Source organism: Flavobacterium sp. ACN2, from assembly GCF_002303885.1.
Classification (GTDB): Bacteria; Bacteroidota; Bacteroidia; order Flavobacteriales; family Flavobacteriaceae; genus Flavobacterium.
This window is the reverse complement of the sequence record NZ_MRCM01000023.1, coordinates 59,754-85,175: the sequence shown is the minus strand read 5'-3', so window position 1 is coordinate 85,175 and position 25,422 is coordinate 59,754. Positions and strand designations below refer to the sequence as shown.

26 protein-coding genes, 1 tRNA gene and 2 pseudogenes are annotated in these 25,422 nt (G+C 33.3%); 10 read left to right on the top strand and 19 right to left on the bottom strand.

Annotation, left to right across the window (positions count from 1 at the left end):
- Positions 1–111: 111 nt before the first annotated feature.
- Together BSF41_RS22180 and BSF41_RS22175 are read right to left on the bottom strand one after the other, a co-directional pair.
- Complete coding sequence (locus BSF41_RS22180) at positions 112–435, bottom strand: nuclear transport factor 2 family protein (RefSeq protein WP_095931663.1); 324 nt, start codon at positions 433–435, stop codon at positions 112–114.
- A gap of 22 nt (positions 436–457) precedes the next feature.
- A complete protein-coding gene (locus BSF41_RS22175; RefSeq protein WP_095931662.1) occupies positions 458–1,240 on the bottom strand; it encodes an SDR family oxidoreductase in 783 nt (260 codons plus the stop codon).
- Between the two features lie 135 nt (positions 1,241–1,375).
- Between BSF41_RS22175 and BSF41_RS22170 the strand changes: the two genes are divergently transcribed.
- Positions 1,376–1,741, top strand: a complete 366-nt coding sequence (locus BSF41_RS22170; RefSeq protein WP_095931661.1) for a helix-turn-helix domain-containing protein — start codon at positions 1,376–1,378, stop codon at positions 1,739–1,741.
- A 149-nt stretch (positions 1,742–1,890) separates the two neighbouring features.
- Here BSF41_RS22170 and BSF41_RS22165 read toward each other — a convergent pair whose 3' ends face one another.
- The 10 genes from BSF41_RS22165 to BSF41_RS22120 form a co-directional block, all read right to left on the bottom strand.
- Entirely contained in the window at positions 1,891–2,175 is a 285-nt protein-coding gene (locus tag BSF41_RS22165; protein ID WP_095931660.1) for a hypothetical protein, read from the bottom strand.
- 74 nt (positions 2,176–2,249) lie between these two features.
- Positions 2,250–2,645: a hypothetical protein gene (locus BSF41_RS22160; RefSeq protein WP_095931659.1), complete on the bottom strand. Its 396-nt coding sequence runs from the start codon at positions 2,643–2,645 to the stop codon at positions 2,250–2,252.
- A 116-nt stretch (positions 2,646–2,761) separates the two neighbouring features.
- Positions 2,762–3,316 carry a YceI family protein gene (locus BSF41_RS22155; RefSeq protein ID WP_172426957.1) on the bottom strand — a complete coding sequence of 185 codons (555 nt, stop codon included), beginning with the start codon at positions 3,314–3,316 and terminating at the stop codon, positions 2,762–2,764.
- 5 nt (positions 3,317–3,321) lie between these two features.
- Positions 3,322–3,735: a hypothetical protein gene (locus BSF41_RS22150; RefSeq protein ID WP_095931657.1), complete on the bottom strand. Its 414-nt coding sequence runs from the start codon at positions 3,733–3,735 to the stop codon at positions 3,322–3,324.
- 19 nt (positions 3,736–3,754) lie between these two features.
- Positions 3,755–4,597 (bottom strand): DUF5777 family beta-barrel protein, encoded by an 843-nt coding sequence (locus BSF41_RS22145; RefSeq protein WP_095931656.1) that lies wholly within the window; start codon positions 4,595–4,597, stop codon positions 3,755–3,757.
- A gap of 23 nt (positions 4,598–4,620) precedes the next feature.
- Positions 4,621–5,013 (bottom strand): hypothetical protein, encoded by a 393-nt coding sequence (locus tag BSF41_RS22140; RefSeq protein ID WP_095931655.1) that lies wholly within the window; start codon positions 5,011–5,013, stop codon positions 4,621–4,623.
- A 29-nt stretch (positions 5,014–5,042) separates the two neighbouring features.
- On the bottom strand, positions 5,043–5,447 hold the full coding sequence (locus BSF41_RS22135; RefSeq protein ID WP_095931654.1) for a helix-turn-helix domain-containing protein: 405 nt from the start codon (positions 5,445–5,447) through the stop codon (positions 5,043–5,045).
- A 141-nt stretch (positions 5,448–5,588) separates the two neighbouring features.
- Positions 5,589–8,039, bottom strand: coding sequence for a carboxypeptidase-like regulatory domain-containing protein (locus tag BSF41_RS22130; RefSeq protein WP_253251876.1), 2,451 nt, complete (start codon positions 8,037–8,039; stop codon positions 5,589–5,591).
- An 84-nt stretch (positions 8,040–8,123) separates the two neighbouring features.
- Entirely contained in the window at positions 8,124–9,023 is a 900-nt protein-coding gene (locus BSF41_RS22125) for a FecR family protein (protein WP_095931652.1), read from the bottom strand.
- A 50-nt stretch (positions 9,024–9,073) separates the two neighbouring features.
- On the bottom strand, positions 9,074–9,589 hold the full coding sequence (locus tag BSF41_RS22120; RefSeq protein WP_095931651.1) for an RNA polymerase sigma factor: 516 nt from the start codon (positions 9,587–9,589) through the stop codon (positions 9,074–9,076).
- 197 nt (positions 9,590–9,786) lie between these two features.
- Here BSF41_RS22120 and BSF41_RS22115 point away from each other — a divergent pair, with 197 nt between their 5' ends.
- Positions 9,787–10,809 carry a hypothetical protein gene (locus BSF41_RS22115; protein ID WP_095931650.1) on the top strand — a complete coding sequence of 341 codons (1,023 nt, stop codon included), beginning with the start codon at positions 9,787–9,789 and terminating at the stop codon, positions 10,807–10,809.
- 134 nt (positions 10,810–10,943) lie between these two features.
- Here the strand turns inward: BSF41_RS22115 and BSF41_RS22110 are convergent.
- The 7 genes and pseudogenes from BSF41_RS22110 to BSF41_RS22075 form a co-directional block, all read right to left on the bottom strand.
- Positions 10,944–12,050 (bottom strand): annotated as a pseudogene (locus BSF41_RS22110) (PepSY-associated TM helix domain-containing protein).
- A 43-nt stretch (positions 12,051–12,093) separates the two neighbouring features.
- Positions 12,094–14,538 (bottom strand): TonB-dependent receptor, encoded by a 2,445-nt coding sequence (locus tag BSF41_RS22105; protein ID WP_095931649.1) that lies wholly within the window; start codon positions 14,536–14,538, stop codon positions 12,094–12,096.
- Positions 14,539–15,122: 584 nt separating this feature from the next.
- A tRNA-Tyr gene (locus BSF41_RS22095) sits at positions 15,123–15,203 on the bottom strand.
- 438 nt (positions 15,204–15,641) lie between these two features.
- Positions 15,642–16,028, bottom strand: a pseudogene (locus BSF41_RS22090) (TlpA family protein disulfide reductase); the annotation flags it as partial.
- Positions 16,029–16,046: 18 nt separating this feature from the next.
- Positions 16,047–16,808 carry a DUF4369 domain-containing protein gene (locus BSF41_RS22085; protein ID WP_095931646.1) on the bottom strand — a complete coding sequence of 254 codons (762 nt, stop codon included), beginning with the start codon at positions 16,806–16,808 and terminating at the stop codon, positions 16,047–16,049.
- Positions 16,809–17,070: 262 nt separating this feature from the next.
- On the bottom strand, positions 17,071–17,511 hold the full coding sequence (locus tag BSF41_RS22080) for a KTSC domain-containing protein (RefSeq protein WP_095931645.1): 441 nt from the start codon (positions 17,509–17,511) through the stop codon (positions 17,071–17,073).
- 384 nt (positions 17,512–17,895) lie between these two features.
- Positions 17,896–18,141, bottom strand: a complete 246-nt coding sequence (locus BSF41_RS22075) for a hypothetical protein (RefSeq protein WP_095931666.1) — start codon at positions 18,139–18,141, stop codon at positions 17,896–17,898.
- Between the two features lie 87 nt (positions 18,142–18,228).
- Between BSF41_RS22075 and BSF41_RS22070 the strand changes: the two genes are divergently transcribed.
- The 8 genes from BSF41_RS22070 (at position 18,229) to BSF41_RS22035 (ending at position 25,311) form a co-directional block, all read left to right on the top strand.
- Positions 18,229–18,771 (top strand): hypothetical protein, encoded by a 543-nt coding sequence (locus BSF41_RS22070; protein WP_095931644.1) that lies wholly within the window; start codon positions 18,229–18,231, stop codon positions 18,769–18,771.
- Complete coding sequence (locus BSF41_RS23830; protein ID WP_095931643.1) at positions 18,771–18,917, top strand: hypothetical protein; 147 nt, start codon at positions 18,771–18,773, stop codon at positions 18,915–18,917. The genes BSF41_RS22070 and BSF41_RS23830 overlap by 1 nt, the downstream gene beginning before the upstream one ends.
- A 73-nt stretch (positions 18,918–18,990) precedes the next feature.
- Positions 18,991–19,224 (top strand): hypothetical protein, encoded by a 234-nt coding sequence (locus BSF41_RS22060; RefSeq protein WP_095931642.1) that lies wholly within the window; start codon positions 18,991–18,993, stop codon positions 19,222–19,224.
- Positions 19,214–19,594, top strand: a complete 381-nt coding sequence (locus tag BSF41_RS22055; RefSeq protein WP_095931641.1) for a YchJ family metal-binding protein — start codon at positions 19,214–19,216, stop codon at positions 19,592–19,594. Before BSF41_RS22060 ends, BSF41_RS22055 begins: the two co-directional genes overlap by 11 nt.
- Positions 19,595–19,700: 106 nt before the next feature.
- Positions 19,701–20,819 carry a VWA domain-containing protein gene (locus BSF41_RS22050; protein ID WP_095931640.1) on the top strand — a complete coding sequence of 373 codons (1,119 nt, stop codon included), beginning with the start codon at positions 19,701–19,703 and terminating at the stop codon, positions 20,817–20,819.
- 154 nt (positions 20,820–20,973) lie between these two features.
- Positions 20,974–22,437, top strand: a complete 1,464-nt coding sequence (locus BSF41_RS22045; protein ID WP_095931639.1) for an AAA family ATPase — start codon at positions 20,974–20,976, stop codon at positions 22,435–22,437.
- Positions 22,438–22,713: 276 nt separating this feature from the next.
- Positions 22,714–23,568, top strand: coding sequence for an EamA family transporter (locus BSF41_RS22040; protein WP_095931638.1), 855 nt, complete (start codon positions 22,714–22,716; stop codon positions 23,566–23,568).
- Between the two features lie 456 nt (positions 23,569–24,024).
- Positions 24,025–25,311, top strand: a complete 1,287-nt coding sequence (locus BSF41_RS22035; RefSeq protein WP_172426956.1) for a Glu/Leu/Phe/Val dehydrogenase — start codon at positions 24,025–24,027, stop codon at positions 25,309–25,311.
- Positions 25,312–25,422 lie beyond the last annotated feature (111 nt).

Here is a 25,422-nt window from a genome sequence, read left to right as displayed (position 1 = left end):
TTTATATACACTATTATAAATTGATAATTAATTGACAATTGTGAGAAAAAAGATGTTTCTTCAATTTCATGTTTTTCTCAAAATTGCCCTTTAATTACTCACTTTCTCTATTTATCCAGTCACTTTTAAATGTTGAATTTGCCCGTCAGCAATATCAAAATGAAATTGTAGTGTAATGGGGCTTCCTGGAAATGTTCCTGCGCACTCTGCAGTTAAGACACTTGCGGTTCCATTTTCAGCATATTGAAGAGGTTTCATCACTGATTTGTATTTTTTATTTGATTCGTCTATCCAATGCTGGATGTCCAGTCTTCCGTTATGCGTTTTGCCTTCATCAAATACAACAGCATTTTCGGAAAAACAGTTGGCATAGGCAGTGCTGTCGAAGCTGTTCTGTGCATTGACTAAATCTTTTATCACTTTAGGTAAGTTCATCTTTTTAATTTTTTAAAGGTTATTAGATCGTCGGTACTGTGCCACCATCGATCACAAATTCAGTTCCTGTTAAATATTTAGCTCTTGGTGAAACAAGAAATCCAACCAATTCAGCCACTTCTTCCGGTTCAGCTGGCCTGCCATAAGGTATTCCGCCCAATGCATCCATAACGCTTTGCTGCGCCTCTTCTACTGTACTGTTTGCATTTCTTGCAATCTCACCAAGAAAAGCTTTTGTCGCCCCTGTATTGATCCATCCTGGCGAAACAGTCAGTACACGCACGCCTTTTGAAGATACTTCTTTAGATAAGCCTTTGCTGTAATTAATAAGTCCAGCTTTTGCTGCAGCATAGGGGAGAGTGGAATCATACAAAGGCAATTTACCCTGAATTGAAGCTATGTGAATAATAACACCTTGTTTTTGATCTATCATTTGAGGGATAAAACCTCTGTCCAGTCGAACAGGGGCAAGCAGATTAGCCTCTAGGGTTGATACCCAATCATCATCAGTAAGTGCGCTGAAGCCGCCTGCGGGTGTGGTTGAAGAACCTAGATTATTCACAAGAATATCCAGTCTTCCGTAAGTCGACAATATTTCACTGACAACTTTTTGTGTTCCTTCAGCTTTACTCAAATCCGAAGCAATGAAATGCAGTTTGGTGTTTTCTTTTTCTGGCGCGTTTCGTGCGGTAATAATAACTGTTGCACCAGCTTGCAGCAGTCTTTCTGCAATTGCCATTCCAGTTCCTTTTGTGCCTCCTGTTACTAGGGCAATTTTGCCTGATAATTCATTTTGATAATCCATCTTATATTCGATTTAAATTTCTTTAGTACAAATTTGAGAAGTATGCAACTTTCTCACAAGTACGGAGTTACGATTCAGATAGGGATAAATTTTTCCCCTATTGTATAAATCGGAACATAGGTTTACTTTTGTTATATGTATGAAAGAAAAATAATCCCGAATCTAAACTGCGGACTTGACCTGATAGGGGAAGTTTTGTATGGCAAATGGAAAATACGTTTGCTTTGGTTTATAAATGAAGGTCATAAAAGGCCAAGTGAACTGCAGCGTAAAATTCCAGATGCTTCACGCAGGGTTCTAAATATTCAGCTGAAGGAATTAGAGGATCATGAATTGGTTTCAAAGGTCATTTATCCTGTTGTACCTCCTAAAGTAGAATACAGCCTGACAGATTTTGGAAAAACATTAATTCCTGTAATTTCAGCTATTGGCAATTGGGGAGATGAACATGAAGGACGTTTAAAAAATGTGATTTTGAAACGTTTAGAATCAAATCAGTGATTTAACAAAAACTCGTCATCACTAATATATTCGAATTATAAAGGTTTAAGCCTTTAGTCGCAAAAAAAGGTATCAAATTCACTTACTATGTATTTCAAGGATAAAATTTTGAGTTTTAGCAGCCAATTTTTAATTGCTTTCTTGAAAAGTTAATTCCATAAAATTTTATTATTTATTGCAATAAGACCTTTTATTGTAATTAAACTTTGATCAGTATCTGAATTAAGAAAAATGTAGCCTTCAGAGTTCATCAAAACTAAAACATCCAACAGTTTTGCCTGGTTTTCCCTTTCAGAAGCAATATTGTTAGTAAATTTTGAAACATTAGACACTGTTGTTACAAGCTTTGTTAGCTCTTCAAAAGTAAAGCCTATGCTATATTTCCTAGCTAGTATCCGAAGAATTTTTAGAAAAAAAACAGAAGATAGTTCCATAAATAATTCCTTTAATACTATATACGAAAATTGATTCTTTTTAGATTATTCTTATTACTCCAGTTAAATTCAATTTATACTTTTGGATAAAAATGTCTAAGAATTTGATTTGGCGTTTTAATGACTTCTTTACCGATTGCGTCAAACCATTTTACTTCTTTTGTTACTTCTGCACAGCATTCGTTTTTTGAGTTAAAAAAGCAGCTTTTAATATTGATTTTATCCTCTATATAACAATGCTTCATTTCAACTAAAAAATGTTCTGTAAACATCAGGTTTTTATGGATGATTAATTCATGATTTCCTTCCTGTAAACCTAAATGCATATAATTAAGCTTTTCTTTGGAAAAACCGTTATGAAACAAAAAATGGTATAACAATCGGATCGTATACGAGATATATGCGGTATCTTCCATAACCATATAATCATTTACATCTTCTCCGGTAACAATATAATTTTTACAGATCATTTTAATGCGATTTAAGGTTAAAAAAAGAGACCGGCGTAATAAGTTTACCGGCCTCGAGAACATTAGTCATGCTTAAAACTCTTGTAAATCTGAATAAATCCGATTCTTAAAAAGGGTTATTTAACTAATAAGAAATTGTAATTAATCTTTATTTTTTCGGCAATTTTCTTTCTGACAAGACTTGGTATTTCAATATCAAAATCTTCTGGTTTTGCTTCAAATGTGCCAATAGCATTAACTCCATTTGTAGTTTTGGAAATTTTTACAATCACAGAGACTGGTTTTGTTTTTCCGTGAATAGTAAGATCTCCTTTTAATGTGAAATTTTTAGGAGAACTTGTAATTTTTGAACTATCAAAATCTTCAATTTTGCCTTTGAAAGTCGCTTTTGGAAATTTTTCAGATTCCATATAATTTTCATTAAAGTGCTCTTCCATCAGCGCTACTTTAAACCGAAAACCTTTTATAAGCACCAAGCTGGCAAAATCTCCTGTTGTCTGATCCAGAACAGCTGAAACTGATTTGCTTTCGGCTGCAACTTCTTCGTAAGTAGGCATAGAGGCCTGAAATTTTATATTTCCTGTTTTTGTAATCAGTTTTTGTGCAAACCCGTCGTTATTCGCAATTATAATAAGCAGTAGCGCAAAGAAATTAATAAATGATTTTTTCATAATAATTAATTTTCTTTTAGACCATCGGTGTTCCATTTTACTATTAGATCAATATTAGCCTGAGCCATTCTTCCACCTTGAGGCATAAGTCCCTGCTGGCCGCTTTGAAGCTGGATTCTGCCTAATAAACCAGCATTTTCTACTGCTGCTTTTACTTGCGCATAAGTAGTTAATGGTCTAAAAGATGCCGATCTTCCGCTGGAGTGGCAGCTTATGCAATTGGCATCAATAATAGATTTTACATCTTTGCTATAAGTAGCCGCAGTAGGAGTTGTCGGGTCAGTTGGATTCGTTGGTGTAGTTGGGGTTGTGGGTGTAGTCGGAGTTGTTGGTGTTCCTTCGATATCTTGAACGGTGTCAGAATCACTGCAGCTTGCAAATGCCGCGAGTAAAATGGTAAGTACGATTGTTTTTTTCATGATTTATTGTTTTTAATTGTTAGAAAACTCTGTATAGATTAAAGCCAAAGAAGAAATCCCCTTTACCCCAGTCGCCAGAGGCATTGGTAAGATATCCGCTCTCACTCATAGATTGTGAATTGGTAAAGATTAATTGAAAAACGTGTCCGCCTGTTTCCACATCAAGACCTACAGACAACGGATTTTTATAAAAGTCAGGTTTATCAAAATTGTGCATATATTCTAAATTGACAGATAATCTTTTCGTGATTTTATAGCGTCCACCACCACCAAAAGAAAACTGATTGTCTCTTTCGATATCAGGATTGTAAAGGTTTTTGTGTATAAAGGACGGTACTAATTCTAATGAGAATTTTTCACTGATTTTTCTAGATAGTAAAACCTGTTGTACATACGTCATACGATGTTTAAACTCTAAACCAGGATATTGGTCTTTTTCTAAAAAAGTATTGATATCTGCAACACTGTACCCAACAATGTCCAGCGGAAAATTATCGTTTTGTCTTGCTACCCGATATTTCAATCCGGTTTCATACATTTTATTTAAAGTATGTCTCGAAAGGCTGACCGATAACCAATCTGTAACACCGTAGATTCCTCCGAGTTTTGTGGTTGCATTGTCAAGTCCAAAAAAACTGTCAAAACCATCTTTTACAGTGCCAAAACGATGCGAAACCACAAAATAAAATTCTTTTTTAGCAGGCATTTTTGTGGTCTGTAAGGTTACCAGCTGTAAAGCTTTAAATGTAGCTGTAGAATAGCTTTCTTCTGTTTGTGTAGAATCAAGACTCTTCAATAAATCATCCTGAGAGTAAGCCAGTGTAACTAAAAACAGGCAGAACGGAACTAAAATTTTCTTCATAAATTAATTATTAATTTTTTGGTTTATTTAACTGTGCATTGGTCTATTTTGACTTCCATAAACAATTCGTCATATCCAATGCATTTGCCTTTAATTGTGGTTTTATTATTGATCATTTTGTCTTTTAGTTTTTCTTTGAAAAGACAGAAAACACTATTTTCAAGTATCAATGAAGAATCGGTTTCTTTGGTTGCAAGGCCCGTTATTTCAATAGTTTTGTTGAGGTATATTGAATCTGCATTTTTTGGGTCTTCGTTATAATCTTCAAGCAGTTTTTTTGCCGTTAAACTAAAATCTGGCGTTTCTGATTCTATATTTCGGGCTTCTTTAAAGATAATTCCATAATAAAAGTAGACGCCGGCAGAAACCATCAGGAGTAATATTGAAGCTACAATTGCTGTTTTTTTTCTTTTCATATTTGGTTTGTATTGGTAATAGATAATAATCAGTCAGCGATTTTGTTAATTTGATAGCTTTCGTCCCGTATTTTTTTTCGATGCTGTAGGCCAAAATCCCGTAATGATTTGATAATAGGCTCAAGTGATGAACTGTAATCGGTTAATTGATATTCGGTTTTAGCGCGGCTTTGACCATCTATTTTCTTTTCAACAAATCCGTTTAGTTCCATTTCTTTAAGTTCATCAGCTAAAACTTTGGATGTGATTTTCTGCACTTCTTTTTGAATTTCAGAAAACCGTTTGTTACCTTCCATAAGCGTAAGGACTATTGAGATTCTCCATTTTCCGTTAATAATGTAAAGAGCATCCATGATGGGTACTATTTCAGATTTGCATTTTGATGCAAATCTGATCTGCCGTTTATTAGATGTTGAATTTTCTGATGTATTCATATTTTAAAACTGTCTCAAATCAAATGATGATTCTATAGTGAAACAGCCTTAGTAAAGATTACCCTACCAAAGAATTGTGATTTTCTGAAAAAAAAATAAAAATGTATAATGAGAGCCTAAAAAACTCTTGTAGAAACGATATTAAAATGAAATTCTAAAACTCAGATTTGGAGTTCTTTGGAGTGAAAAAGTATCCACTTCTTCTATAGAATTTGTTAAAGAATTTATTCTATAATATTCGCTGATTTCATTTCTTCTGTTTAGTATATTTAGGATTGAGATTCCTATTTTGTATTGAATTCCATCTGCGGTTTCCCACTTGTACGTTGAGGAAAGATTAACCTGAGAAAACATATTTAGATTACTGTCGTTTGGTTTATTGTAAACCAGTACAGGATCAGAAAGATCAATTTGAGATAAATTTGGAGATGTTTTTGGTCTTCCAGAAGTCCATTTTGTTCCTAAAGCAATCTTGAAATTGTTTTTCTCATAAATTGCGGCCCAAGACAAAGAGTGTGTCAGCTCAAAGTTGTTGGGAAAACGAGGGTATTCATAATTCGGAAAATTATAATTGTTTTCATTGTAAGTATAACTTAACCACGTAAGAAAGTGGTTTATTTTTTTCTGAACTAGGATTTCTGTTCCCCAAATTTCATAATTGCCTGTGGTTCTAATAAATTCAAGCTGATTCTGAAAACCTTGGCTGGAGGTTGTTATTCCGGTTACTTTTTTATAAAAGTTTTCGATGTCCAAAAGCCAGTTGTTCTTTTGATAGAACAAGTTTAAAGATAACTGTCTGCTTCTTTGAATAGGAATTGTGCCGTTATTCGAGATAATCCAGCGTCTTTTTTCGATGCCAAAATAATCTTTCTGCAAATCAATAATCTGCTGGGAGTTTTGACTTTTGAGTTCGCCGAGAAGTTCTAAAGTTACACTTTTACTAAGTCCGTAACCCAATTGGATTCTAGGCTCTACGATATATTTTTTGAATTTTTCGATATAATTAAGTCGCATTCCGCCTTTAAAATATACTCGGGAAATAGTATCATTGTATTTTCCTTCTACAATTAAAGCATGAGTTCGCAATACGTCTTTTACTTTACGATAAAAATCAGGATTAGTTACCTGCTCTAAATTAGTAACACCAATTTCATTAAATTGATATCCGTCGCTGAAACTAAATTTAGAGTTTAGGATATGATTATTTTCTAAATTAACGCCATTGTTGTTTACCGTATTTTCTTGAATAACAGTCTGGTTTTCGTAAATTGACTTTTGATCGGCTAGAAGTTCGTACGAAGAATTATAAACATTAATTTTGGTTGTGTTAAATTTATTCCAGTTTCTTTTCCATAACAAATTCGCACCGTAGTTCTGTTGGCGTAAAACATTGGTTTGTGATTTGTTTATATTGTATGAAGCAGCACTTTTAGTAACTTCCAGATTATCTTTTATCGTTATTAAATCAAGTGTGATTTGATCTTTGATTCCTATTTTTTGCGCGTATTTTACTGTAGCGTCATAAAAGCCAAATTTTTTATCACTTTTATAATTAAGATTTTGGTTCTGCGAAAAATCGGTAATGGTAGTATTTTGAAATACTTTATTGAAATATTCTTTATAAGTAGGAGTTTCTACAAAATCGGTAATCGATTTGCGCGCCGAAATTTCGATATAACTTTTTTTAGAAAGATTATATTTTCCATAAACATCAGCATTAATCATGTTGATTCCCGCGCTAAAAGAGTTTTTTTCTGCTTTTTCTGGAGTAGAAGAAATCGAGACTACACTTGAAACGCTTTCTCCATAAAAGGCAGAACTTCCGTTTTTATAGATGGAAATGGTATGCCCAAGATTTGGATTGAAAACGGATATCAAACCAAAAAAATGCCCTGTTTGAAACATACGTATTCCATTCCACAAAAATAAATTCTGATCGTGTGTACCACCGCGAACGTTGATGCTTGATACACTTTCATCCAAACTGTTTACACCTGGAATCTGCTGCATAGTCTGCAGCGCATCGGGTTCAATAAGGCCGGGAAGTATACCAAATTTTTTCGGCTTAATTTCAAGAGATCCATCAGTGTTTTTAGAAATCCCCGAAGCCAAAATAGCATTGGTTTTAATTTCGTGCAATTCTGTAATTTCAGGGTCTAACAGGATTTGAATGCAATCTTTAACCTTTGTATTTCCTGTCGTAATTCTCTTTGAGGCAAAACCAATATGACTAATTATAAAATTGTTTTTATCCTCTTTATTAAACTTAAAATAACCTTCAGAATCAGTTGTATAGTGAGTTTTATTATTTAAACTAACATTGGCATTTTCAATAGGCTTTTTATCTATGGAAGATAAAACATAGCCACAAATCATTTTAGAAATAGTATCCTTTTTATAGATATTGATGAATTTATTGCCTATATTTTCAAAAGACAAATGTGTTCTTCTTTCGAGATATTCCAATTTTTGTTCTAATGAAAATGATTTCTTGGGAGGATTTAATTCGAGACCTTCAATATTATCTTCGGTATAATTAAAGTTTACGCCATGTTGTTCTTCAATATCAATTATTATTTTTTTAAAAGGCATAACCTTTCCTTTGTCTTGAGCAAAAATATTCAGGACAAGAAAAAAGAGAAAAAACAAAAAATGAAATTGTTTGGGGCGGAACATTTATTTTTCGTTAAAAATTATTTTGTTGTTAGAAACTTTTCTAGCTTCTAAATGATAAGTCGTACTAATAATCTGCAAAGCTGTATTGAGATCTTTTGCAGGCAGTTTTCCTGTAAACAGAGAGATAGTATCTTTGGCGTTTAAATCGATTTTAATATTGTATTGCCTTTCAACTTCATCTAAAATAGTTCGTATGTTTTCTTTATAGAAACAGATTTGGTTATCCATCCATTCTGGCTGTGATGAATTTACAGTGCTTTTTGCCTCTTTTCCATTTTCAAATCGAACACTTTGTCCGTGAGTTAATAAAACTTGAATGTTGTTATAATTTACTTTGACACGGCCTTCATAACACACAACATCAAACCTGTTCTTTCTGGCTTTAACGTTAAATTGCGTTCCTAAAACCGTTACTTTTCCAAGATTGGTCTGCACTTCAAATTTTCTGCCTTTTGCAACTTTAAAATAAGCTTCTCCTTTAAGTTCCAAATGTCTGTTGTTGTTCCAATTCCACTTTTTATAGTGTATTTCAGAACCTGAATTTAAAACCACTTCAGAATTATCGGGTAATGAAAAAGCGGTCTTTTTTCCAAAATTGGCAGTTTCTGTTTGAGGCACAAAAACTTTCATCGCAAACGTAATTCCAAGAGCGAGAACGAATATGGCGGCAGCTCTAAACATCCATTTTTTATATAAAGGAATTACTTTTGGCGCTGTTTTTTTCTGGCTTAAAATATTCGATAACATAGCATTTTCATCCAAATCGCCTGTTTCTAGATGAGCGGTATAGTTTTTTATCTTTTGGTATTTTTCAAAATCGGGGCTTGCCTCAAATGCGGCCAATTCATCCGGAGATAATTCGTCGTTGAGCCATTTTGCCAATAAGCGATCTTTTTTCATTTTATCGTATTATTTAATTAAAACAATTAGAATTAAATTTACCCTACTTTTTATAAGTCAATTTCTTTACGTAAGCTTAACAGGGCCAAATGGATGCGTTTTTCTACTGCCTTTACGCTAATGTTGAGCTCTAAGGCAATTTCACTGTATTTTTTGCCATCAATTCTGTGCATCAAAAAGGCAGTGCGTTGTTTTTCGTTTAAGTTTTCGATGGCTTTTAAAAGTTTAGCCTGAAATTGTTTTTCTTCCAGAAGATATTCCGGACTCTCATTGGTCTTATCCAAACCAGTGAAGTTTTTTTCATATTTCAAAACCACTTTCTGGTGTGCAATCTGGTTGAGACTGCTGTTATTGGCAATGGTGTAAAGGTATGATTTTGCTTTTTCTAAAGGTACAGAAGCGCAGTTCTGCCAAAGCTTTACAAATGCTTCTTGGGTTATATCTTCTGCTTGTTCTGCGTTTCCAAATTTGTAAAAAAGAAAATTCCGAAGTGCTTTTACATGACTTTTGAAGAAAGACGAAAAAATGATTTCATCACAAGTATTAGATTGGTTTTGATCTGGCATTTAGAGTTTCAATTTTTTCAGCGTAAAAGTATTTGTTTTTAATTTAAGTAGGGTAAAAGTAGAGATGATTGTTTTATAGAAGAATAAAATGCTATTGGTTTTTGATAATTTAGTATAGATGAAAATTATCAAGCCTTGCTGTAGGTTATTAAAAAACAGTTTGTTTTAAAATTTATTACCTTTGTAAAAATATAAGTATGTTCCTTTTGAAAAAATATTTATCAATTGCAGTTTTCCTATTTTTACTGTTTTCCTGTCAAAGTGAAGTAGACGAGCAAAACAATAATTCGCAGGGAACCATTACTACTGTTTCTCCTCTTACAACTTATTTGCAAAGGGTTGCTATGGTTAGAACTGTACAGGATAATATGATTGACGGATCTAGTTATTGTACTATAAAACTCCCTTATACCGTTACAGTAAATAATGAGCAGATTGCAGTAAACGCAACTGCCGATTATCAAAAAGTTTTGGATAATATCAACGCAAGCAATTATGATGATGATATTGTAAAAATAGATTTTCCTGTAACGATGGTATATTATAATTACATCGAAAAACTGATTCCAAATCAGGCAGATTTTGATTCTTTAATCGATTATTGGAATCTCTATCCAGATCTTTTATCCAAAATCAACGGTCTGAATATCAATTATCCCATCACAATCAACAGCTATAACAGCCTCAATCAAGCAGCGAGTTCTCAATTAATAGTAAGCGATCAGGCCTTTTTTAATTTTATAAAAAATTTAAATGAAAGCCAGTATATCTCTCTAAAATATCCTATCACAATTGCAGATTACAATAATCAGACAAAAACGATTTCAAATAATGAGGATTTCGAAAACGCTATTAAATATGCCATAGATTATTGCCCAGAAAATAACCTTGTGACACTAGATTTTGACGCAACCATTGCAAAAGGTTCTTGGGAAATACCTTATTTTTACGATGGTGCTGTAAAGACTTCAAATTACAGCGACTATACATTTGTATTTAAAACCGATCAATCTGTAGTTGCCACCAAAAGTGGGGTTTCAGAAACGGGACAGTGGGAAAGTTCTGTTCAAAATGGTGTCAGAGAAGTTAAAGTAATTTTCAATACAGGAGTGCTTTCTAAATTAAATTTCAACTGGAAGCTGTTTGAATTTAATAATTCTCAGATACGATTACGAGATATAAATGCAACAACTAATTATCTCTATTTTCAAAAAAAGTAAATCTCCAAGTCCACTTTTTTGTTTTACTTAGGGATTTATAAATTGCTAACTATGTTTGTTTTAAATAAGCGAAACGCCTTTTTTAAGTATCTCAATTCTATGTTTCTATGTGTTTAAATATAATACCAAGAACATCACTTTTTTTTCTTTCTTCCCAACCAGATAAGAAGTCCTGTAATGGGTAATGTTGCCGCAAATAAACAAACAATAAAAGCTAGAATTTTGGTTGGATAGCCATAAATGCTTCCTGTATGAATTGGGTAAATTAAGCGTCGTGCTTTATCGCCATTGCTAAAGGATTCATAAGGTCTTATTTTCAAAAGTTTACCTGTGTATTTGTCAAAATAAGCCATACTTGAAATATTCGGAATAGATTTTTCAAGATTCAATTTAATAACCATAATACTGTTTATGGTATCAGATGGGATTCTAATCTGCGTATCTCCTTTGTATTTATAAATGTTTTCTGTTTTTGAAAGTATGTTTTGATAGAAAAAAGTTTTATCCAGTTTTGGATCCACTTTTGTCGGATTTTCAACTTTAGCCGAAGGTTTTTTTGCTGTTCCATCTGCCAGTAAATAGATACCGCTTTCAAACCATTTGAAAGACCAGGTCAATCCAGTCAAGGATATGATCAGAAGAAATAGAAAGCTGTAGAAACCAAAATTAGAATGAAAATCTCAATTGACCCTTTTAAAAGAAGCATTCCATTTTATGGTCAATCTCTGCTTTAAGTTTTTTATTTTTTTTGGCCACCATAAAATTAGTCCCGAAAGCAACATAAAAATAAAAATAAGACAGCTGCAGCCTGTAATAAATTTTCCCACTTCTCCTAGGATCAAATGACGATGCAGATCTAGTATTACAGAGAAAAACCTGCTTTTTTCAGGAATGGTTGCCAGTACTTTTCCTGTGTACGAATCTACGGAGAAAATCTGATCTTTTTTATCAGCATCTGTTCCAGAAATAATTACTGTTCTTGCTGGATCTTGATACGTTTGAATTCGGTCTAATTCTGTAATGCGATATTGTTTTGCAATAGAATTAACGTAAAGATCAACAGGCATTTTTTGGATTCCAATATTCGAAACTTTATAAAATTCAGGATTAATAAAAGCGTCGATTTCTTCTTCAAAAACTAAAATGCTTCCGGTAAGGGCTACAATAAATACAATAAGCCCGGACGTTAGTCCGAGCCATAAATGTAAAACTCCAATGTTTTTTTTAAATGTCTTATTCATGTAAAGAGGCAGTAAAAAATATTTTCAATATAATTAAAGCTTTTTAAAAGGAGTAACCAAGAGTTAAAAGCCAATTTGAAGGAGCGCCAGGGAACAAACGGATATAATCATACCCTCCAACCCAATAGGTTTTGTTTAGAATATTATTCGCGTTCAGCTGAATTTTAAATTTATTGATATTGTAATAAAAAGCAGCATTAAACAAGGTATATCCAGGAAGAGTTTCTGTAGTAGTCTGGCTCATAGTACGCGTTGTTGCAAAATTAGATCCCATTGCAATTCCAAAATCTTTTAAAGCGCCATTAGTAAAATTATAACGAGTCCAGATGTTACCTTGTTGTCTTGGAGTATTTGCTTTTTGTCTTCCAACTTCAACTTCAATCGGACTTTCTGTAATATAAGCTTCATTATAACTGTAAGCGGCAGAAATACTCCAGTTGCGCGTAATATTTCCATTCAAATCAAATTCGATACCTTTAGATTCTTCTTCACCAATAGATCTCATTAAATCGGGATTTGACGGATCATTAGCAGGATATAACGTGTTTTTTTGCTGTATTTTGAATAACGCAACAGTCACAAAAAGTTTTTCTTTGAACCAAGATGATTTTCCTCCAAATTCAACCATATTACTCTCTAACGGATTAAATGGACCTCCCGAATTTGGATTTGCCAGAGTAGACGCCGTTTGAGGATTATATCCCTGAACGTAAGTTCCGTATAGGTTAATGTTTGGATTAAGCGTATAAGTAAGGCCAAAACGAGGTAAAAACGAATGCTGTTTTACTTTTGTTTCTGTGGCTTTTTTGTAATTTACTTTATCTGAATATTCGTCGTAACGGATACCAATTAAAGCCTGAAAAGCGCCAAATTTAATATGGTCTTGAATATAAATTCCGTACAATGAATAATAGGTTGGATCTACCTGGCGAGCCACATAAAAATATTTGCTCATATCTTTTAATTGCTGCGATGCAAATGGATTGCTCAAATCAAAATGAGCTACGTTTGGCACTGGATTTCCTTTCGAATCCAACAAATAATTGGCTTTATTTGCAGGATTATAAGTCGCGATAAAGCCATTATTGGCCGCATTTCTATAACCACTTGCAGTTAATTGCGAACCTCCTACAGGAACCTCCTCCTGAGCATAATCAAATCCTGCAATTAAATTATGGTCTAAAGCTCCCGTTTTAGCCTCATATTTGAAGAAAGTGGAAAGATTATCAATATAACGCTTGCGTTTACGTTGAAAAACCTGCATTTCAATTGCGGTTGGAATTGTCGATCCGTCTCCAGCAGAAGCATATTTATTGGCACCACGGTGCTCTAAGAGATCCTCATTATAGCCCGTTCTGATATACGATCCTGAAAAAGATAAGCGATCTGAAAACTGGTGGTTTAAAGAAGTGGTAACGATATAGGTTTCCTCCTTTAAATAATCGTTTGTTGAGTTTAACGAATTTGAAGTTTTTGTGGAATAGAGGTTGTCTTCGTAAGTAGACTGTCCGCGATCTAGATTTCCATTTGAGCTACTGTAGATTAAATCAAAATTCACGCTTGTTTTATCATTCGGAAGAAAAGAAAGGGAAGGAGCTACCACAATATTCTTATCATATTGCAGATCTCTGAATGAGTTGGCATTTTCATAACCTAAATTCAAACGGTATAAAAGTGATTTATCTTCGGTTAATGGCCCAGTAAAATCGGCTAAAGCTCTTAAAGTATTAAAACTTCCAGTAGAAAAACTCACACTGTTTGCGGCTTGGTCTAATGGTTTTTTGGTTACACGATTTAAAACTCCTCCAGGAGAAGCATTCCCAAATAGAGCAGAGGATGGTCCTTTTAAAACTTCAACACGCTCCAGATAGTTTGCTAGAGGCTGTTTCCAAAATCCGGTGGATGTTCGCATGCCATTTAGTAATTGCGTATTGCTTCCTCCGTTTATTCTAAAACCTCTAATGGAGATATCGTCATAAAAAGTAAATTGGCTTACACCGCTGAAATTTTTCACGACTTCGCCCACACGAATTGCTCCCTGATCGGCTATTAATTCTTTAGTAGCATACGAAACTGCTTGCGGTAAATCCTTCAAAGCGATTTCTGTTTTAGCTCCGATAAAAGATTTGGTATTTCGATAGGATTTTTCTTTTCGTCCAGTAATTTCTACAGTTTGCAACGTATTGATGTTTTCTTTTAAAGTAATGGAAATATCAAGATTTTCATTTTCATGAAGTTCAACGTTTTTTTGTTCTGCTGTAAACCCCATCGCAGAGAAGTAGATGATATAGTTTCCAGGAGAAAGATTTGTAATTTCAAAATTTCCCTTGTCATCAGAAACAGCATTCTTTTTAGGACTTTTAATTGATATAGAAGCGTAAGAGACGACTTCGTTATTTTCGGAAATAATTTTCCCGGTAATTTTGGCATCTTGCGCCAGACCAATATTTATAAAGGCGAGCAGCAGTAAAGAGAAATTTAACTTCATGGCGGTTATTTATTTTACGCTGCAAATTTATGTTTATTTAGATTGAATACAAATAATATTATTTAAATATATATTTATAATGGTTTTAAAGGTTATTACCAATCTGATTTTTATCATCTCTAATGTTCAAATTTTTATCAGCTTTTAGAATAGAATAGTAACGGGGAATGAAAAGTTTTTTAATTGTTAACTTTTTTGTTTTTAATGTTTTAAGTTGTTTTTTAATGAAGGTGTTCCTTATTCTATTTTTAAATTTTTAAAGAAATTATTTTTCGAATTTTTAGAAAGTAAATGTTCAGATAGTGGCTAAAAGAAGTTACCTGTAGGTAAGTGAATTTATTTTTGAAAGAGTGTACTCCTTTAAAAGACATAGTGTATAAAATGTATTTCTTACTAGAGTTGAACGGGCAATGAAGAAAGTGCACCGATTCTGCACCTTTAATTTTGTGAGCTTTTAAAAATATTGAAAATAGGCTTAAAACGAAAAAACCTGCAAATCGTTGAATTTGCAGGTCTTCAGACATTTTTTATGGCTTTTTGAAAAGATTGAAAACTTTAAGTTTTGTGCCTTTTCGGCCTTTCCGTGGGGAGAGCAGGATTCGAACCTGCGAAGTTCACACAGCAGATTTACAGTCTGCCCTCGTTGGCCGCTTGAGTATCTCCCCGATCTCAGCTTGTTGTGCTTAGTTGTTCTTAGCGGTGGCAAAGATAGGAACTCTTTCTACATTTCCAAACAAAAAAATGACTTAATTTTAAGTTATTTTAAAGTTATTTTTTAATTCATTGGAATTGAATAAAATAAAAAACTCCCAAAATATATTTTTTTTTAATTATTTCATAAAGTAAGATTATTTTTATAGTAATTCTGTAGTTTTTACTTTGAATTTAATCTTAAATAAAGTCGTGAGATATTGCTTTTATTGACAAGTTAAAAGAATATCGAATAAAAAATATCCGTTTAATATGGTTTTGCATTTGGCTTAATTCTATTTTTTTTAAATTCAGTTTTTAATTCTTTTTGATAAAACTCCGTTTTTGAATTTCTGACAGAGCAAAAAAAAATCTCCACAAGGGAGATTTTTTTATTTTTATAAGAGATAGAATTATTTTGCTAACAATTCTAAGATTTTTGCTTTTAATTCAGCGCCTCTTAAATCTTGGGCTACCACTTTTCCTGATGCATCAAGAATAAAAGTAGCAGGAATTGCTTCTACATTGTATTGTTTTGCAATTGGCTCTTCCCAGAATTTTAAGTTAGATACTTGAGTCCAAGTTAATCCATCTTTTGCTATGGCTTCTTTCCATTTTGCAGCATCTTTATCTAAAGATACTCCAACGATGTTTAATCCTTTAGAATGAAGTTCTTTGTATAAAGCCACAACATGAGGATTCTCTTGTCTGCATGGTCCGCACCATGAAGCCCAGAAATCTACAATAGTTACTTTACCTAAACTTTCTTTAAGCGATATTACTTTTCCTTCTGGATTTGGAGCCGAAAAATCAGCTCTTCATTTAGCGCTGCCTACCGCTGGAGCTGTAGCACCAACAGATGGCATTTTTGCTTGACCTAATTTAGTTTTGATTTCTTTTCCTGGAGCAGTATTTTTTAAAGACTCATCCAAAGTGCTGTATAAGCTCTCTAATTTTTTTGTATCAGCTGTTGGATCATTCAATAAACTTTGAATAATTAAAGCTGTAATAAAAGATTTTGGGTGATTTTCAGCGTAAGCTAAATATTTCTTTTTGCTGCCTTCTTGAACTTCTTTTTGTAGTTCCATGTATTGTTTCATCAAGCCATTGATAGTTGCTGTATCTTGAGCTTGTTGAGCTTGCTGCATTTTAGTATTGTTCTTTTTCTGGAAATCCATTAAACTTTTTTGAGTTTTGTTCATGTCTTCCATAAAAGTCACGTACTCATCATTGTTATAAGTTCCAGAAACTTTAGATTTATGGATACTATCTTTGTCAATAGCAATTTTAATTTCTCCTGTTTCTAGGATAAATGGGATAGGTCCGTTAGCACCTTGTAATATTAATGTATGGAAAGCTGGCTCAGTAACTTTTCCTTTTATTTCAAATTTTCCGTTTTCAACTTTTACTGTATCAAGAGAAACAGGCATTCTTGTAGCAGGATCTGCACCTTGTAAAATGATTGTTTTTCCGTTTTCAATCCCTGTAGCAGTACCTGTAATAAGGTATTCTCCATCTTTAACTTTGCTGCAAGAAATGATAGCTGCAGAAGCCGTAAGTACAAAAAGTATTTTTTTCATTATAAAAAATTAATTAGTTAATTGATTTGTGCAACAAAAGTATCTAAAATTATAAAACTTACAGAATTTTGCAACCTAAAATTTTGTTATAGTTTTTTTTGGCTTAAAACCCATTAAATCAGCGTGTTTATTGGCTCGATTTGATCAAATACTCTTAATAAGATGGTTATTTGAGCGACCCGTGTGCAAATATTTGAACTTAAGGCATAAAAAAAGCACTCTTTTAATAGAGTGCTTTTTTGTAAAATATAGTAGTATAAAACTATTCTTGATTTGTTTTCTTTCTCCAAGTAAAAGAGTTTAAGATATGTCTTTTAGCAAATCTTGCAGGAGAATCTGCATTTACCATTTTCACGTAAGTTGCTTTTGGTACGCTAATGTACTCGTAAACGCTTCCGTTAGAAAAGTCAATAATTAAACGACCTTCAACAAATTTATAATCTGTGATAGAACAAGTTGAAATTGTTTCTGTATACTCAGGTAAATTAAGTTTGATAGTATCAGGGTGAATACTTACTAAAAAGTGGTAAGCTTCGATAATCGTTTTACTTTTTTCTTCAGCTTCTTTTAAACCAGCTTCATTTCCCACAAATTTATCAGGATGAGATTCTTTCATCGCATTACGATAAATTGTCTTTAAATCTTTTAACTCTGCAGTTTTTTCTACGTTTAGTAACTTGCGGTATTCAACTATTTTTTTCATAAATAAAAGGTAACTACTTGTCTATTAGTTTGAAATCGTTTTGTTTTAGTTCAAATCGACAAATTTTTTGCAAAGGTACACTTTTTTTTAACTTTTCAGTTTTGATCGAAAAAATATTGATAAAAGTTAACTGTAAGTTTATTTAGTCGCAAAGGTCGTAAGGTTTTTTTTTTAACCGCAAAGTGCGCAAAGAGTTACGCAAAGAACGCTGAGAAATATATTTAAGAATAGATAAAAAACCAAAGTTCGCAAAGCTTTGTATAAATAAAACTTTGCGAACTTTGCGTAAACCTTAGCGTTCTTTGCGGTAAAATTTAACCGTTCCAACAAAACTTGAAACTTGAAACCTGAAACCTGAAACCTGAAACCTGAAACAAAATAAACCTATTCCGGTTTATGATTCGCTTTATCGAAGTTTCTTGATTTTTTAGGATATTTATCGTAGCTGATGTCGCTTGGATTTTCAATAACAGATTTTATCGTAATCCAATCTCCAACCTCAAATTTGGCTTGAACCATTTTATAGTCTAAAAGATATTCTCCACAGAAATAATTATTATTTTCATCTTTTTCGATAATGCCTGTAAAAACTCCTTTTTGAGGCATTTTTTGTTCTAAATCTTTAGACATGATTTTTTTGTTTTGAATTAAAGGAGCAAAGGTAAGCAATTTAGGTTTGGTTTGGGGAGTTCGCTGTAATCTGAGTATATTTGCACAATGCAAAAGAACTTTAAACCACATCCTAATTCTTTTAAAAATACGTTTTGTGCTTTTAATGAAGTACTTCCAAATTCAATTCAAGGATTGAAAAAGCAATTTGAAAGCAAAGCAGGAAGTGCCTATTATTATACGGAAGAAGGAATGTACCGTGTTTCGAATCATTGGGGTAGATTGGCCAATAGCAAATGGCGTCTAATTGCCCGAAATCCAGAAACGGAATCGAAAACTAAGATTGGTTTTGCAAAATGGGAAGAGTTTTATCCCGATAATGCCGAAGAAAAATTATACTATATAAAAGTTGATTTCGAAAATAATCTTGCCAATTATGAGCATAAAAATAATCCTGAATATGATGGAAAAGCAGTTTTAAGAACAAGTTTTGAAACCACAAAAAGATTAAAACAAATTAGAAACTTACAGCAGCTAACCAATTGGGCAAAACATTTTGATTATGACGATATTGATGAATTGCGAAAACAGATCATCAGCGAATTGATTTTTACTGAAAAAGCGTTAGAACAAATTAAAAGAGAGATGTAATGGGAAGAAATAACGAAAGAAACATCAAAAAGCATAATGATAAATTGCATAAAGCTCAGGCAAAAGCCAAACAAGCTGAAATTGCCCGTAAAGAAAAATTAAAAGAAATCGTTAAGAAATTCAACGAAAGTAAAAACGAAGAATAGATAATAGTTTCAAGTTTCAGGTTCCAAGTTATCGTTGCGAACCTGAAACTTGAAACCTGAAACAAAAAAAACAATGAATAGTAAATTCGAAGAATTAAAAGCAAACGTACAGGAAATCATTGATTTGATTGCGGCGAAAAACGACAGAGAAGCAAACAACAAATTATTGGAAGTGAGCGAAACATTGGATGAAATGATTGATTTTGCTGAAGAAGACGAAGAAGTTCGCGAAATAACTCGTTATCAAGTTTTATTAAATCAGCTTCACGTTAAAATTAATGGGGAAGAACCAGTCGATGGAGAGTAAAAAATGCTTCTGTGACACAGGGTTGCTTTTTGAAAATTGCTGTGGTTTATATCTGAATGACAATCAAAAAGCACCTTCGGCCTTAACTTTAATGCGGTCAAGATATTCGGCCTATGCAACTCATAATGCCGAATATCTTATGGAAACGACTTATATTTCAGAAAGAAAATATTATTCGAAACCTGAAATTTTAAGATGGGCCGTTTCTAATAAATGGCAGAAATTGAAAATTTTGAGTTCTTCTGAAAACACAGTTGAATTCAAAGCTTACTTTTTAGATTCAGATAATAAACCTCAAACGCATTACGAATTTTCGACTTTTAAATTCGAAAATGGTGCATGGTATTATGTAGACGGAAAGTTTGAATAATTATTATATCTAACACTGTTAGTTGAGATTTTTGTTTAAATATTTTAACTAAAAATTAATAAACGATTCGTTTTTCATAATTCTAAAAAGATGTAATTTTAGATTTATGAAAAACGAATTTAAAAAAGGCTTTTATTTTAAGACTTACGAAGCTCCTTTTCAGTCTCCGTTTGACAAACTTTTTACGATTTTTAAAGAGTTAATCACCCATACTTCGGGCGATTTTGATGAAGCTATAAACTGGCTTCGGGAACTGGACAAAGAATACAAACTTACCGCCGAAAATTATACGATTGACGATTTTATCGAAGACCTGAAGAAAAAAGGATACATTCGAGATGAAGTAAAAGGCGATGGAAGTTCTGGTTTTGGAATAACTGCAAAAACAGAAAGAGCAATAAGACAGCAAGCTTTGGATCAGATTTTTGGAAACTTGAAAAAATCTGGGAGCGGAAATCATAAAACAAAATACGCGGGAAGTGGCGATGAACACACAGGAGAATTCCGTGAGTATAATTTTGGCGATGGCTTAGAAAGAATTTCTTTAACTGAAAGTCTTCGAAATGCTCAAGTTAATAACGGTGTCGAAAGTTTTATGCTGACTGAAAATGATTTGGTCGTAGAAGATGCGCAGTACAAAGCACAGATGAGTACTGTTCTAATGATTGATATTAGCCACAGTATGATTTTATACGGAGAAGACCGAATTACTCCTGCAAAAAAAGTAGCCATGGCTTTGGCAGAATTAATCACAACAAGATACCCAAAAGATACGTTAGATATTTTGGTCTTCGGAAACGATGCCTGGACAATTCCGATTAAAGATTTGCCTTATTTGCAAGTTGGGCCTTATCATACCAATACGGTTGCTGGTTTGCAATTGGCTATGGATATTCTTCGCAGAAAGCGAAATACCAACAAACAGATTTTTATGATTACCGATGGAAAGCCAAGCTGTGTTCGCGAACGTGATGGTTCTTATTATATGAATAGTAATGGTCTGGATGAATATATTGTCGATAAATGCTACACTCAGGCGCAACAGGCAAGAAAACTTCATATCCCAATTACGACTTTTATGATTGCCCGAGATCCGTATTTGCAGCGATTTGTGAATCAGTTTACAGAAGCCAATCAAGGAAAAGCATTTTATACCGGAATTAAAGGTCTCGGCGAAATGATTTTTGAGGACTATGAAGCGAATAGGAAGAAGAGGATTAAATAGAGTTGCTAAGGTTCTGAGATGCTAAGATACTAAGGTTTCTTTTCGCCTGAATATACGTTCCGTATTCCGTCCGTATATCGTACAGACGCACCGCAGTGCGTCTACCACATCAATTGTGATAAAAAAATAAATAAACAATCTATATTTCAACACAATGGAAATAAATACTATAAAGACATTAGGTCAATTAAAAGCCACTGGATATAAAACTACAAGCATAAAAGAGGAATTGCGTAATAATCTTCGTGAGAAAATCAAATCGGGAAAACCTGTTTTTGAAGGTGTTCACGGATTTGAAAATACGGTAATTCCAGAATTGGAACGCGCGATTTTATCTCGTCACAACATTAATTTGCTAGGGCTTCGCGGACAAGCAAAAACGCGTTTGGCGCGCAAAATGGTCGAATTATTAGATGAATATATTCCGTTTGTGGAAGGTTCAGAAATTAATGACGATCCGTTAAACCCAATTTCTCGTTTTGCGAAGGATTTAATTGCAGAAAAAGGAGACGAAACTCCGATTTCATGGTTGCATAGAAACGATCGTTTCTTCGAAAAACTAGCAACTCCAGACGTAACGGTAGCCGATTTAATCGGTGATGTCGATCCGATAAAAGCGGCTAATTTAAAATTGTCTTATGCAGACGACCGCGTAATTCACTTCGGAATGATTCCGAGAGCGAATCGCTGTATTTTTGTAATCAACGAATTACCCGATTTACAGGCAAGAATTCAAGTAGCATTATTTAATATTTTGCAAGAAGGCGATATTCAAATTAGAGGATTCAAATTAAGAATGCCTTTAGACATGCAATTTGTTTTCACTGCAAACCCTGAAGATTATACCAACAGAGGGAGTATTGTAACACCTTTGAAAGATAGAATTGGTTCTCAGATCCTGACGCATTATCCTGAAAGTATTGAAATTGCGAGAACAATTACAGAACAGGAATCTAAATTAGATCAAAATCAGACCGATGTGGTTTATGTTCCGAGTTTAGCAAGAGATATTTTGGAACAAATTAGTTTTGAAGCTCGTGAAAGCGAATATATTGACAACAAAAGCGGTGTAAGTGCAAGAATGAGTATTACGGCTTTCGAAAACTTAATTAGTACAGCAGAGCGCCGAGCTTTGATTTCTGGTGTTGATAAAACCTCAATTCGTTTATCCGATTTTATCGGAATTATTCCAGCCATAACAGGAAAAGTCGAATTGGTTTACGAAGGAGAGCAGGAGGGAGCCGATGTTGTGGCTGAAAGTTTAATTGGTTCTGCCATTCGAACATTATTTCCAGAATATTTCCCAAAAATAGAAAAATTAGAAAAGCCTGATGAAAAAACACCATATTCAGATCTTGTAGAATGGTTTTTTGCTGAGAGCGGTTTCGAGTTGTTAGATGATGCTTCTGATAAAGATTATAAAAACATTCTAGATGAAGTAACTCCATTAGATGAATTATTGAAAAAATACCAGCCGCAATTGGTAAAAGAAGATGTCTATTTTATGAAAGAATTCATCCTTTGGGGATTGGTAGAATATAAAAAACTGAGTAAAGATCGTTTTGCAAAAGGAAGTCAGTTTAGAGATATTTACGGGAGCTATATCAGTAAATTCTAAGAAAGGAATATTTGAATTTAACGCTTAAGTTTGTTTTTAATCGTTAATCATTTGTTATATTAATCTGTATAATATCTGCTAAAATCTTTTTAAATCTGCGTGAAAATTCTATGCGCAAAAAATTGTTTCTCGCAGATTTAAAAAGATTTTAGCAGATCAATTTAGATTTTGTTTAATTCAACGGTTTAAGATTTAATCTGGTCTAGCTGGTTTTTTAAAACCGGCTGGGCTTTTTTATTTGACAATAGTTTACTTTTACAATCCAAATATAAATTTATGTTATTTCTTATTTTAAGCATTCTATGCAGTGTTACAGTTGGCGTTATATTCAAAATTTCAAGGAAATATAATGCTAATCCTTCTCAGATAATTTCATTCAACTATATTGCAGCAATTGCACTTTGTTATTTTACTTTTGGTCCAGATCTTAATGCATTAGATCATAATGCCCCATTAGAAATTTACACTTCAGTGGGAATTTTACTTCCAATCTTATTTTTGTTTTTGGCACTTTCTATAAAATATATGGGAATTGCAAAAACAGATGCAGCCCAAAGATTGTCCTTATTTATTCCGATTTTGGCAGCTTGGTTGCTCTTTAATGAAGGATTTAATACTTATAAGGTTATTGGAGTTTTAATTGGTTTTGCGGCACTTTTATTAATTTTAAAAAAGCCCTCAAACCATACAGAAAACAAATGGATTTATCCAGCTGCAGTTTTGTTTGGTTTTGGAATTATTGATATTCTTTTTAAGAAAATAGCTTTGTATACGGTCGTTCCTTATACCACATCGTTATTCTTTGTTTTTCTAATTGCTTTTGCTGTTTCTATTTTAATCGTATTGTATAAGCTGTTTGTAACCAAAGAAAATTTTGTTTTAAAAAGTATTCCTTTTGGGATATTAGTTGGCGTTTTCAACTTCGGAAATATATTATTCTATTTAAAAGCTCACAAAGCATTTGCAGAAAATCCATCAACAGTTTTTGCTGGGATGAATATGGGCGTAATTATTTTAGGAACTCTTATTGGTGCTTTTTTCTTCAAAGAAAAATTATCTAAAATCAATGTTTTAGGTCTAGTTTTGGCTTTGGTCGCTGTCATTTTTATTGTTTTGTCGCAATTAAAGTAATTTTTTTTAATCGGTAACCCTTTTATTTTCAATTGATTTAATGTTTAAATTTTAATTAACGAAAATAAACTCGACTAATTCTATAGAATTTATAAATATATTTTTGTAGCTTTGTCTCAACAATGAAAAACTATAGCCGAAATATTATGACGTCTTTTCCATGCAGCTTTGCGATGTGCTGTATGATGAATCACGTTTTGAAATGGCGTTAATAGAGAAAGTACTTGTTAGTTATTTTTTTTTTTTTTAGCCTTTCATTGCACCATGAAAGGCTTTTTTTTGAATCATTAAAATATCAAGATATGAGAACCAACAGAAATATGAAAATTTTGATGCGCCGTTGCCTGATAAAAATTCCGTGTTGCATTTAGTTTGAAGATTAAAAGAGAAAGTAAATCTTCTTACCAAAGAAGATCATAAACATAAAAAGTAACCCAAACCTAAAAACTATATATTATGAGCTCAGAAATTATAAAACATAATCCGTTTCAATCCATGATTGATCGCTTTAATATCGCTGCTGATATTTTAAAATTGGATGATTCTATCAAACAAAAATTGCAGCGCCCAGAAAAACAAATCACAGTAAATTTTTCTATTACTTTAGATAATGGAAACGTTCAGAACTTCGAAGGATACCGTGTAATTCACAACACCGCTTTAGGACCTTCAAAAGGCGGAATTCGTTACGACACCGCTGTAAATCTGGATGAAGTAAAAGCACTTGCCGCCTGGATGACCTGGAAATCTGCTGTAACTGGAATTCCATTTGGTGGAGCAAAAGGCGGCATTATTTGCGATCCGAGAAAGCATTCTAAAACAGAATTAGAAAAAATTACAAGAGCTTATACCAAGACTTTGGCTGATATTTTCGGACCAGAGAAAGATGTTCCTGCGCCAGATATGGGGACAGGACCAGACGAAATGGGCTGGCTAATGGATGAGTTTTCACTGTTGCACGGAAGACCAATTCATGCGGTTGTAACAGGAAAACATCTTCATTCCGGCGGATCTTTAGGCAGAGTAGAGGCAACAGGAAGAGGAGTAAGTATTATTACACTTCTAGCACTTGAGAAACTAAAAATAAGACCGGCAAGAGCTACTGCAGCTATTCAAGGATTTGGAAACGTTGGTCTACATTCTGCGTTATTTCTACATGAAAAAGGAGTGAAGGTTGTAGCCGTAAGCGATGTTTCTGAAGCATTTTATAATCCGAACGGGATTAATATTCCAGAATTGATTTTATACTATAACTTAAATAATAAAACCATAAAAGGCTATCCAAATTCGGTTGCCATAAAACACGAAGATTTATTGCTTCTAGATGTCGATGTATTGATTCCTGCGGCAAAAGAAGATGTTATTACGAAGCATAATGCAGGAGAGATTCAAGCCAGAATTATTGTTGAAGGTGCCAATGGACCTGTTTCTTCAGATGCAGATCAGATTCTGCATGATAAAAATATATTAGTTGTTCCTGATATTTTGGCCAATGCGGGCGGTGTTACCGTTTCTTATTTTGAGTGGCTTCAGAATTCGCTTTTGGAGTCATGGAGAATCCATCAGATAAACAAACGTTTGGAGGATATTTTAGAAAAAGGTTTTGATACTGTTTTTAGAGTTGCAGTAAAACATAGTGTAACGCCTCGTATTGCGGCTTATATAATCGCTTTGAAAAAAGTGGCCGAAACGCAGTCAGTTAAAGAAGTTGCCTTGGAAGCGCCTTTATTTAAACAGAATTAAAAATCAGGTTTACTTCGTAAAAGATCATTTTCGTTAATTACGTTTTTAGCGCTCTTAAAAACGTAATTGATGGAAGTGTCTTTTTCGTTTGAACTGTTAATTATAATTTTT

Bases quoted from the DNA above. Each gene is read 5' to 3' on its own strand.
- BSF41_RS22180 (WP_095931663.1), bottom strand. From the start codon at position 435: ATGAACTTACCTAAAGTGATAAAAGATTTAGTCAATGCACAGAACAGC.
- BSF41_RS22175 (WP_095931662.1), bottom strand. From the start codon at position 1,240: ATGGATTATCAAAATGAATTATCAGGCAAAATTGCCCTAGTAACAGGA.
- BSF41_RS22170 (WP_095931661.1), top strand. From the start codon at position 1,376: ATGTATGAAAGAAAAATAATCCCGAATCTAAACTGCGGACTTGACCTG.
- BSF41_RS22165 (WP_095931660.1), bottom strand. From the start codon at position 2,175: ATGGAACTATCTTCTGTTTTTTTTCTAAAAATTCTTCGGATACTAGCT.
- BSF41_RS22160 (WP_095931659.1), bottom strand. From the start codon at position 2,645: ATGATCTGTAAAAATTATATTGTTACCGGAGAAGATGTAAATGATTAT.
- BSF41_RS22155 (WP_172426957.1), bottom strand. From the start codon at position 3,316: ATGAAAAAATCATTTATTAATTTCTTTGCGCTACTGCTTATTATAATT.
- BSF41_RS22150 (WP_095931657.1), bottom strand. From the start codon at position 3,735: ATGAAAAAAACAATCGTACTTACCATTTTACTCGCGGCATTTGCAAGC.
- BSF41_RS22145 (WP_095931656.1), bottom strand. From the start codon at position 4,597: ATGAAGAAAATTTTAGTTCCGTTCTGCCTGTTTTTAGTTACACTGGCT.
- BSF41_RS22140 (WP_095931655.1), bottom strand. From the start codon at position 5,013: ATGAAAAGAAAAAAAACAGCAATTGTAGCTTCAATATTACTCCTGATG.
- BSF41_RS22135 (WP_095931654.1), bottom strand. From the start codon at position 5,447: ATGAATACATCAGAAAATTCAACATCTAATAAACGGCAGATCAGATTT.
- BSF41_RS22130 (WP_253251876.1), bottom strand. From the start codon at position 8,039: ATGCCTTTTAAAAAAATAATAATTGATATTGAAGAACAACATGGCGTA.
- BSF41_RS22125 (WP_095931652.1), bottom strand. From the start codon at position 9,023: ATGAAAAAAGATCGCTTATTGGCAAAATGGCTCAACGACGAATTATCT.
- BSF41_RS22120 (WP_095931651.1), bottom strand. From the start codon at position 9,589: ATGCCAGATCAAAACCAATCTAATACTTGTGATGAAATCATTTTTTCG.
- BSF41_RS22115 (WP_095931650.1), top strand. From the start codon at position 9,787: ATGTTCCTTTTGAAAAAATATTTATCAATTGCAGTTTTCCTATTTTTA.
- BSF41_RS22105 (WP_095931649.1), bottom strand. From the start codon at position 14,538: ATGAAGTTAAATTTCTCTTTACTGCTGCTCGCCTTTATAAATATTGGT.
- BSF41_RS22085 (WP_095931646.1), bottom strand. From the start codon at position 16,808: ATGAAAAAAATACTTTTTGTACTTACGGCTTCTGCAGCTATCATTTCT.
- BSF41_RS22080 (WP_095931645.1), bottom strand. From the start codon at position 17,511: ATGAAAAAAATAGTTGAATACCGCAAGTTACTAAACGTAGAAAAAACT.
- BSF41_RS22075 (WP_095931666.1), bottom strand. From the start codon at position 18,141: ATGTCTAAAGATTTAGAACAAAAAATGCCTCAAAAAGGAGTTTTTACA.
- BSF41_RS22070 (WP_095931644.1), top strand. From the start codon at position 18,229: ATGCAAAAGAACTTTAAACCACATCCTAATTCTTTTAAAAATACGTTT.
- BSF41_RS23830 (WP_095931643.1), top strand. From the start codon at position 18,771: ATGGGAAGAAATAACGAAAGAAACATCAAAAAGCATAATGATAAATTG.
- BSF41_RS22060 (WP_095931642.1), top strand. From the start codon at position 18,991: ATGAATAGTAAATTCGAAGAATTAAAAGCAAACGTACAGGAAATCATT.
- BSF41_RS22055 (WP_095931641.1), top strand. From the start codon at position 19,214: ATGGAGAGTAAAAAATGCTTCTGTGACACAGGGTTGCTTTTTGAAAAT.
- BSF41_RS22050 (WP_095931640.1), top strand. From the start codon at position 19,701: ATGAAAAACGAATTTAAAAAAGGCTTTTATTTTAAGACTTACGAAGCT.
- BSF41_RS22045 (WP_095931639.1), top strand. From the start codon at position 20,974: ATGGAAATAAATACTATAAAGACATTAGGTCAATTAAAAGCCACTGGA.
- BSF41_RS22040 (WP_095931638.1), top strand. From the start codon at position 22,714: ATGTTATTTCTTATTTTAAGCATTCTATGCAGTGTTACAGTTGGCGTT.
- BSF41_RS22035 (WP_172426956.1), top strand. From the start codon at position 24,025: ATGAGCTCAGAAATTATAAAACATAATCCGTTTCAATCCATGATTGAT.